Below are 9401 nucleotides of genomic sequence, written 5' to 3'. Positions count from 1 at the left end.
TTCGTGATTTTTTGTGTTGGGTCCCCGTCCACAAGCATGACTAAAACTAAGAAGGCACTTAGTTTAAGCGCCTTCTTAGTTCAGTCAGCTACTGCAAATTTGCAAAGTAGCATTATTATATTTTTATGTCCTAGACTCATTACAACTAAATCTTATAAATATGAAGACTAATGTGCTGTTTGACCACCGTCAACAAGGTAAACTTGTGCTGTCATGAATTTTGCTGAATCAGATGATAAGAATAATACGATGTCAGCAATGTCATCAGGTTGTGCTGCTTTTGCCATTGGTACACCTGAAATCATTTGTTGCCATTTTTCATCATCATCTTTCCAAGCTTTCGTCATTTCTGTTTCAGTTAAGCCAGGTGCAACAGCATTGATACGTACGCCATCTGTTGCATGGTCGAAACCTGCTGATTTTGTCATTCCGACAACTGCATGTTTTGCAGCAATGTAAGGTCCCATTTGAGGGTCAGCAATTAATCCGGCAACTGATGCAGTATTAACAATTGTGCCGCCACCACTTTTAAGCATGCTTTCTAATTCATATTTCATTGATAAGAATACGCCTTTGACGTCAACATTCATCACTTTATCGAATGTTTCAGGGTCAAGATCAGCGAATTTTTTCGGTTGATTTAAAATACCTGCATTATTAAATGCGTGATCCAAACTACCAAATTCATCAAGTGCTTTTTGCATCAATGCGCGTACCTGTTCTGGATCAGAAACGTCTGTTTTCACGAATACTGCATGGCCACCATTATCATTGATGTCTTGTGCTGTTTGTTGCGCACGTTCATCGACATCTCCGATAACGACATTTGCTTTCTCTTGAGCAAATTTTAATGCTGTAGCTTTCCCAATTCCTGATGCTGCGCCTGTGATAACAACTGTTTTCCCTTCGAACTCATTGTATCTCATATTTAACATCTCCCTTTGATTTATCTCTGTATACGATGTGCAAAGTACCATTATTGAAAGCTATACATCACATTGACTCACGCATATCGCTTTCACAACATGCCTACCTTTAAAATGTACGCTTTAATCATTTCGTGAACAGTATTTTTATTTCACACGTTGCCAAACTAATTTTTGGTTAGGCACATTGCCGTTTACAATGCTAAGTGTATCGCCTTCTAATTCAAATAAACGTGGTTGTGTATCGCCTAACCAAGTTGGATTCATACTCACTTCCATTGTGTGGTACACTGTTGAATTTTCTTCGTCTAATTCAAAACGACCTGCATATGCAACGTAACCATGTGCTGCTTCAGCCATTTCATCTTGTGTGCCTGTGTGTAAGTCACCTGATTCATAAGCTTGACGTCCTTGTTGCATTAATTGTGCTGACATATAACCATCTGGATTATACATGATGAATCCTGTTGCATCTTTACCTAGTGGAAAGAAGATGTTGCCATCTTTATCTTCATCTTGATATCTAACTAATTTCCAAGTTCCGATTAATTGTTCTTTAAGTTCTGCCATTTTAAATACATCCTTTCTTAATTTTTTAAAATAATTGATGATTATGCGTTTGAACCGCCAGAAACACTGATTGTTTCACCAGTAATTGCTGTAGCACCTTCAGAAGCTAAGAATACAACTGTTGCTGCAATCTCTGAAGGTTCTAATAAACGGTTCATAGGCATTTTACCTGTAATATATTTTTCCATTGCTTCTTGTTCTGTTGAGGCATCTTGTTTTGCAAGGTGTGCTAATTGGTTTTCAATTAATGACGTACGTACAGGTCCAGGCAACACAGCATTTGCTGTAATACCATCTTTAACTGTTTCAAGCGCAACTGTTTTAGTGAAACCAATTTGTGCAAATTTAGAAGCAACATAAGCTGATTTAAATGGGTCCGCCATTTCACCGTGTGCTGATGAAATTGTCACAATACGTCCACTTTGTTGTTGTTTCATTGAAGGTAACACGTGTTTAGTCATTAAGAATGTACCTGTTTGGATAACACCAATCACTTTGTTCCATTGATCTAATGGGAAATCTTCTACTTTATCAATATGTTGAATACCTGCATTGTTAACTAACACATCGATTGCACCATATTGATTATTCACGTCTTTAATTGCTTGTGACACTTCATCTTCATTTGTAATATCTACTTTGTATGCAACGCCATTATTTAATTCATTCGCTGCTTTGTCTGCCGCTTCTTGATTCATATCAAAGATGAACACACGATCCTGTTCTTTATCAAATGCTTGCGCAATTGCAAATCCTATTCCTTGTGCTGAACCTGTTACGATTACATTTCTTGTCATAATAAATTACCTCCTATAAGTGTTTGGTGCTGCCTTTTCCTAAAAAATAATTACGCCTAGTAATATGACGATCAGCGCTAAAAGGTTGGCACCGGTATTTGTAATGAATAAATATTTAAAGCCGTTTTTATGTGTTAAACCAGTAATTGCAAAGAATGTTAATACAACGCCTGTGTGAGGCATTACTGTAAATATTGATGATGACATCGCTGCAACTCTGTGAATCACTTCAGGATTAATGCCCATCTCAACATAGTGTTGGCCAAATGCTTGTAACACAATGCCGAGTGAACCTGATGCTGAACCTGTAATCACACCAAATAGTGCTGATGCAACAGCTAAACTAATTAATGGGTTACCCGGAATATTTAATATTAATGAGCGAATCGTTTCGAACCCTGGTGCTAATGTAATAACCGTACCGAATGCAATTGCTGAGCCGGTAAGGAACATTGGCATTAATGAATTAGATGCACCTTCATTGAGCACTTGTCTTTTAACTGGAATGTATTTAAAGAATAGAAGTGCTGAAAGTATAATCGCTGTCGTTAAACTGATCAGTATAATATTGGAAATACCCATTGCACTACCAACGATATTCATCACAATAAGCACGACAATTGGTAATATACTTAATAGAAAATGTGGTGTCTGTTCCTTCTTGTCAAATTGCGTATCCTTGATATTATAGTCTGCAAAAGATTCACCTTTTGCGATACTTTTATTTAATGCATGTTTCATATACCAAAGACCAAATACAATTGCGACAATCGTTCCTACGATACCTAATATCGGTGCTGCTGTTAATGTTGTGCCTAAATACTTAGTTGGTACAACATTCTGTACTGAAGGTGTACCGGGTAGCATAGTCATGGTAAATGTACCCAAACCAAGCATAACTGGAATACCGATTAAGTTCCAAGCTAAGTCCATCTCTTTGAAAAGTGGTTTCGCTAATGGAATTAATACAAATACAACGACGTAAAGACTAATACCACCATATGTTAAGATTGCTGTAATAATGAATATGGCAACTAAAATAGCATATGGACTATTCGTTCCTGTTTTTGACACAATCTTTTCAGCGATAGATTGTGCTGCGCCACTTTCGTCCATAAATTTCGCTAATAATGAACCAAGTATAAAAACGCCAAAGAAGCTAACGATAAAATCTGCTAACCCAGTCATATATGACGCTTTCGTACCAATTAATGAGTCGAAAAATGGTAAATTATTCGTCAAAATGACTATAATAGATGCCAAAGGACCTATAACTAAAATAGAATAGTTCTTGTCTGACATATATATAATGAAAAGAATTGCTAATACAATCCCTATCGTTCCAATCATGTCCATCATGTCACCCCCAAAGGTATGAAATTAACAATACGCATTCTGTAAAATGTGTCTGTTTTATGTCTAAATCTATTATCTGACCTTATAGACTAAATGTAAAAGACGTATTTAACTATCAAATGTATAACTAAATAGTTATAGCCATATATAGCACGATGAAAGGCGGTCATCTACATGACTTATAAAAATAAAATTCAATATTTAGAAGCTATTCAACGTTATGGCAGTATTTCACACGCAGCGAAACATCTTTATATATCTCAACCCTATTTAAGTCGTTATATTAAAGAAGTCGAGAATGACTTAGGCGTTACTTTGATTAATCGCGACAGTAATCCTTTAGAACTCACTTATTCAGCTGAACGATTTCTAGATTATTTACACGACATTGAGGATATCGACACGCAAATGCGCGATGAGTTACAGACGATTTCTAATTTGAAAAAGGGACGCATCCGTATAGGTGTAAATCCAATTTTAGCTACACATACGCTTTATAGTATCTTGCCAAAGTTTATCGAGCACTACCCTGGTGTCGAGATTGAATTGGTAGAAGAAGTGGCACATCGAATCGAACAAATTGTTTCCGATCAGAAAGTGGATATCGGTGTAACGATTTTACCGTTGTACACTGAGGATTTATCTTATGATATTTTGTATACCGAAAATGTCTATCTAGCATTACCGCCTGGGCATAACCTTATCGACCAAGCGAAAGCCCATGCAGATGATGGTAAATTCCCATTTCATTTATTGCATAATGAAAAATTTATCTTGCTGAAGCCTGAAATGACGTTACGTCAATTAACCAATCAAATCTTAAACGATTATCATGTCGTACCTGACGTAATGATGGAAACGGTGAGTGTAGAGAACGCGCTTCGTCTCGTAAATGAAGGTATTGCTATCACATTTGTCCCTAAAAGCGTTAAAGATATGACATCTGATCGATTTAATGGTGCGTTTGTCCAGTTGAACCCGCATCATTATTACAATCAAGTCGTGTTAGCATATAAAGAAAATGATAAAAAACGGTTATCCAGAGCAGCTAAGACCTTTATCCAAATGGCGAAATCCGGAATGAAATAAGATATATATTAAAAACAATCGTATTAGCCATAAAAAACGGGCGTGGAACAATGAATCATAAAGCATTCTGTTCCACGCCCTTTGTATATTTATACTCAGACAATATATCCACTCGTCTTAAATGGCTCGTTTAATCAATTATGCTTGTTCGCCAACAACAGTAAAACGTTCATTAATGTGGTCTGCATTTTCAGCTTCATCTACAATCGCAATCGCATAATCTGCATAGCTAATGTAACTATTACCTTGACTATTAACTAATAATTGATCTTTACCTGATGTATATGATCCTGTGCGTTTACCTTCCGCATCAAATTCTGCAGATGGACTTACAAATGTCCAAGTGATACCTTCTGCATCCTTAAGGTCTTGAAGGCTGCGTCCTTGACCTTTAGCCGTTGGTTTAACAACCTCTGGAAAATCTGGTGTATCAACGACACGAGTTGTTTGTGCCTCATCCACAAATAGACTTCCCGCACCTCCAACAATAATCGCTCTTGTATCTACATCTTTTAATAATGCAATTAACGCACGTCCTGCTTCAACATGGGCTTCTTCCTCGCCGAGTGGTGCGCCAAACGCATTAACAACGACATCAAGATCTTTAATATCATCTGTTGTTAAATTAAAAATATCTTTTTCAATCACTTTGACATCTGAGTGATTTAATTTAGCAGCGTTTCTGACGATGGCAGTCACTTCATGACCACGACGTGTTGCTTCTTGTAATACTTTAGTTCCTACTTTACCTGTTGCTCCAATAATGCCAATTTTCATTATTTATTCCTCCACTTATTTGTATTTATAGTGATTTCAATGGTGATATGCTTCAATTAGGTCGTTATAGTGAATTGGTATTGTTGTTTTTACTTGTAACCATTTTAGTTACAAGTTGGATATAACGGATGACGACTTATCCGTTTTGTTGCAAGATACCTGAAACGATATCCTCCATCGTAACATTCGCCAAGACGCCTTCCATCGCATCTTGTGCGCGTAAGAGAACGATTTCAAGTACGCTTTGAATATTAGCACCTACAACACAATTCATATTCGTGTCTTCATGCATTTGGAATAATTCGCCTTCTTCTACTACTTCCACCGCTTGATATACATCAAGTAATGTAATGTCCGTTAATGGTTTCAACAATTGAATACCGCCACTACCTTGCTGTGTTTCAATTAAGTTCGCTTGTTTTAATTTACTAACTAACCTTCTAATGACGACAGCATTTGTATTCACACTGCTGGCAATCCAAGAAGACGTTAATGGTTGCGACTGTTCTAGTTTGACTAACGCTAAAATGTGCACAGCCACAGTAAAACGACTGCTAATTTTCAATCTTCTCACCTCGTGTAACCATTATAGTTACAAGTTGAGTTGGATGTCAATTTTTTAAATCGATTCATAAAAAAAGCCCTACCATTCAGACTTTCAAATCTCAATGATAGGGTCAATATAAGCAATTGTATTAATTATATAAGACTATGTTCACATTAATTATATTCATCTTCAATATCGCCTACGATTTCTTCCAGAATATTCTCTAAAGTAATGATTCCTTTGAAATCTGCATCATCATAAACTGCGGCAATATGAACTTTTTTCTTCTTCATCATTTCCAAGATATGCTTCAATGGCGTATCCGGTTTAATGTTTATAATTGGATTAACAAATGTCTCTAACTTAGATGGCTGATCCACGTTAAATAGTGATTTGGAATGGATAAAACCAACGATTTGATCATCTTTAACAGCTGGATATCTCGTAAACGCATCTACTTTAATTTGTTGAATCGCATCATCAAAATGCGTATTTAAATTGAGTGTTTTAACATGTGCTTGATCGATCATAATATCTTTTGCGACTAAATTATCGAATTTAAATGCTTGATTGATATGGTGTAATTCACTGTCATTAATTTCGCCACCTTCATGGCTATCTTGAATTAATTGTTTTAATTCTTCTTCAGAGTGGAATACTTCACTCTCTTTAGCTGGTTTCATGTTGAACATTTTCAAGATTAATCGTGCTGCACCATTTAATATCCAAATAAATGGATACATTATTTTATAGAAAAAGATAATCGGCTTTGCAAAGAGTAATGTAATATACTCTGCTTTTTGAATCGCAATGGTCTTAGGCGCCATCTCACCTACAACTACGTGTAAAAATGTCGCAATAACAAATGCACCACCAATTGTAAATGGATGTATCCACGCTTCAGGAATACCGATACTACTGAATAACGGATGTAGAATAAATTCAAATGTTGATTCCCCAACCATACCTATACCTAGTGCAGTAATGGTAATACCTAATTGACAGGCAGCTAAATATTCATCAAGATGATCGACAACTTTTTTAGCAGCGATTGCTTTCTTCTCTCCTGCATTAGACAATTGCGCAATTCTTGTTTCTCTGACTTTTACGATAGCAAACTCTGTTGCAACGAAAAAAGCCGTTAGGACTAATAATAATATAAAAGTAATAAGACTAAATGTGGTCCCCAAATATGTTCCTCCAAAATAAAAAAATTGTAGACTTTCTACTATACTAATTATATCAATGTTTTATATATAATCAAAATATTTAAATTTTAAATACTAATATAAATAGCACTTAATTGAAAATACATCCTTAAGAACCATACTTTTATAGTGTTCAATTGTATATTACGACTTCATTATTGTACGATTTAGACTTACCCCATGTCGGTCAGTCTCAAATAATTGTAATTCATGCATATAATTTTGTTCTGGAAGATGTTGTTCAAATTCATCCCAAATCCACATCGCAATATTTTCAGCAGTCGTGTTCATATCCGGTAACGTCTCATTGATGAGTTGATGGTTTAATTTTGGTTCAATCACTTTGCTATAAATCGCATCTATATGATTAAAATCTAATCCCAAACCATAATCTCCAATCGGCGAAAGTACGTCTACATACAAGCGATATGAATGATTATGCAAATCTCGATAGATTGTTTCACTAAAATAAATTCGATTATCACAGACGAAATCATATTGTTGCTTTAATATGGTTTGTCCTTCTTTATATTTAAACTGCTTTGGTGGTTGAACATGATCGAAACGATTAGACATGTTTGAGTTCCCCCTTTTATATCTATTTTCATCATTGCTTTGGAAGCCAATCAGGCTTATTCATTCCAGAAGCTTCGTATCATCTCTACATCTTCAAGGGCCTGTGCTTCCCCCGCTTTAAAAATGTCAGGTCTAATAGATGGATTAACCGTATTGCCACCGAGTTCATTTAATTTATCGAACACTGCTTTACTTGGTGTAATTAATTTAACTTCTGAACCACTTTCTTCGAGTGCTTTCATCGCATCTTCAAGTTTGTATGGAGTTGATACAGGAAGGTTTGTCGCAAAGATAAGTACTTTTTTAGCACCTTTAGCTAAATCAGCATTCTCCATAGAATGACAACCACCATCAAAATGTTTCTCACCATTAATGGTTGTTGCCGGCCATACACCAGGTAATGAACCACTTGAGGCCATTGCTCTATGCAAGTCGACTTGACTATCTGAAGTTAAAGCAACACGCGCTGCTTTATTCGCATTTACTGCCGTAATCATCAGATTTTCAGGCCAATTGGATACTTTAATTCTATTTTGTAGTCGATTAATATGGACGCTTTCATTAAATTTGTGATCCTCTAATGCATAGACACTATAATTTTCAATCCATTCTTTTGGTGTGTCTGCACTATTTTTTATTTGAGCATATCTGGCAAAAATATCAGACATGTCATCTACTGGTGGTGCTTCATTGGCCTTTGGCGCAATTTGTTGTTCATAAATCTCATCCCAACTCTGTTGAGATGTTAAACTCGTCCCAGCTTGAGCACCTCCAGAGGTACCAATAACTAAATCTGCGTGTCTCACATCGATATTTGCTTTAGAAAGGACTGAAAGATATCCTAATTCCCAACCTATCGCAAGTGATCCACCGCCACCTAATACAATTGCATGTTCCATATTATCTTTATTAATCATGATATATACTCCTTGATTCATTTAATTTTTATAATATTTGTCTGCATTTAGCGACATTTTCTTTAAGACATCGAAAGCAATTGCTTTCTCTTGAGCATCAATACCCTCGGAAATCATTAATTCCCAATTACTTAAAATGTCCCAACTTATTTCTTTAAATGCCATTGCTTTAGGCGTAAGAAATAAATTATACGCTCTTTTATCGTCTTGATTGCGTTCTCTTGTAATATAACCCTTTTCTTCTAAATACTTAATTGCTCGATTCACACTTGCTTTATCTACACCGATGTCTTCAACAATGGTTTCTTGTTTTATACCATTCTCAATATAGAGTGCAACTAAACACATGACTTGGATGTAGTTCATTCCATATGGCTTTAACTGCTCTGTAATATAAATATTGCCCCGTCTATATATTTTCGATGATAATTTTCCAATAAATTTAATATCACGATACTCAAATTCTTTATCGTTTCGCATTGCCTCACCTCATATAGTTGACTTATCAACTATTTAACTATATAACGCATTGGTTGACTTGTCAACTAAATAGATGGCGCACTCTTGCTTCATTTTAAAAAAGGGAATGGGACAGAATTCTTTTAAATTCGTCGTCCCATCCCCGCAAGGATGACTAG

Annotated in this window: 11 protein-coding genes; 1 reads left to right on the top strand and 10 read right to left on the bottom strand. The window is 35.8% G+C overall.

The annotated features are described in order from the left end of the window. Positions 1-167 precede the first annotated feature (167 nt). From KA858_RS04065 to KA858_RS04050, 4 genes are all read right to left on the bottom strand, one after another. Complete coding sequence (locus KA858_RS04065) at positions 168-926, bottom strand: SDR family NAD(P)-dependent oxidoreductase (protein WP_080365539.1); 759 nt, start codon at positions 924-926, stop codon at positions 168-170. 147 nt (positions 927-1073) lie between these two features. Further along, entirely contained in the window at positions 1074-1496 is a 423-nt protein-coding gene (locus tag KA858_RS04060) for a lipocalin-like domain-containing protein (protein ID WP_210135070.1), read from the bottom strand. Positions 1497-1537: 41 nt separating this feature from the next. After that, positions 1538-2293, bottom strand: a complete 756-nt coding sequence (locus tag KA858_RS04055; RefSeq protein ID WP_210135069.1) for an SDR family NAD(P)-dependent oxidoreductase — start codon at positions 2291-2293, stop codon at positions 1538-1540. Positions 2294-2332: 39 nt separating this feature from the next. After that, the gene (locus KA858_RS04050; protein WP_245342027.1) at positions 2333-3652 is read right to left on the bottom strand and encodes a GntP family permease; all 1320 of its coding nucleotides are present in this window, start codon (positions 3650-3652) and stop codon (positions 2333-2335) included. Between the two features lie 171 nt (positions 3653-3823). Here KA858_RS04050 and KA858_RS04045 point away from each other — a divergent pair, with 171 nt between their 5' ends. Continuing rightward, the gene (locus tag KA858_RS04045) at positions 3824-4738 is read left to right on the top strand and encodes a LysR family transcriptional regulator (protein ID WP_210135068.1); all 915 of its coding nucleotides are present in this window, start codon (positions 3824-3826) and stop codon (positions 4736-4738) included. 138 nt (positions 4739-4876) lie between these two features. Here KA858_RS04045 and KA858_RS04040 read toward each other — a convergent pair whose 3' ends face one another. From KA858_RS04040 to KA858_RS04015, 6 genes are all read right to left on the bottom strand, one after another. Further along, a complete protein-coding gene (locus KA858_RS04040) occupies positions 4877-5515 on the bottom strand; it encodes an NAD(P)-dependent oxidoreductase (protein WP_210135067.1) in 639 nt (212 codons plus the stop codon). Between the two features lie 136 nt (positions 5516-5651). Continuing rightward, positions 5652-6080, bottom strand: coding sequence for an Rrf2 family transcriptional regulator (locus tag KA858_RS04035; protein ID WP_053030170.1), 429 nt, complete (start codon positions 6078-6080; stop codon positions 5652-5654). A gap of 155 nt (positions 6081-6235) precedes the next feature. After that, the gene (locus KA858_RS04030) at positions 6236-7252 is read right to left on the bottom strand and encodes a hemolysin family protein (protein ID WP_204193738.1); all 1017 of its coding nucleotides are present in this window, start codon (positions 7250-7252) and stop codon (positions 6236-6238) included. A 162-nt stretch (positions 7253-7414) separates the two neighbouring features. Next, positions 7415-7846: a 6-pyruvoyl trahydropterin synthase family protein gene (locus tag KA858_RS04025; protein ID WP_210135066.1), complete on the bottom strand. Its 432-nt coding sequence runs from the start codon at positions 7844-7846 to the stop codon at positions 7415-7417. Between the two features lie 56 nt (positions 7847-7902). After that, the gene (locus KA858_RS04020) at positions 7903-8763 is read right to left on the bottom strand and encodes a patatin-like phospholipase family protein (RefSeq protein ID WP_210135065.1); all 861 of its coding nucleotides are present in this window, start codon (positions 8761-8763) and stop codon (positions 7903-7905) included. A 21-nt stretch (positions 8764-8784) separates the two neighbouring features. After that, on the bottom strand, positions 8785-9243 hold the full coding sequence (locus KA858_RS04015; RefSeq protein ID WP_210135064.1) for a MarR family winged helix-turn-helix transcriptional regulator: 459 nt from the start codon (positions 9241-9243) through the stop codon (positions 8785-8787). Positions 9244-9401: the final 158 nt, after the last annotated feature.

This window comes from Staphylococcus sp. GDX8P80P, from assembly GCF_017893095.1.
GTDB classification, from domain to species: Bacteria; Bacillota; Bacilli; order Staphylococcales; family Staphylococcaceae; genus Staphylococcus; species Staphylococcus borealis.
The sequence above is the reverse complement of the archived record's forward strand: the minus strand, read 5'-3'. Positions and strand labels throughout refer to the sequence as shown.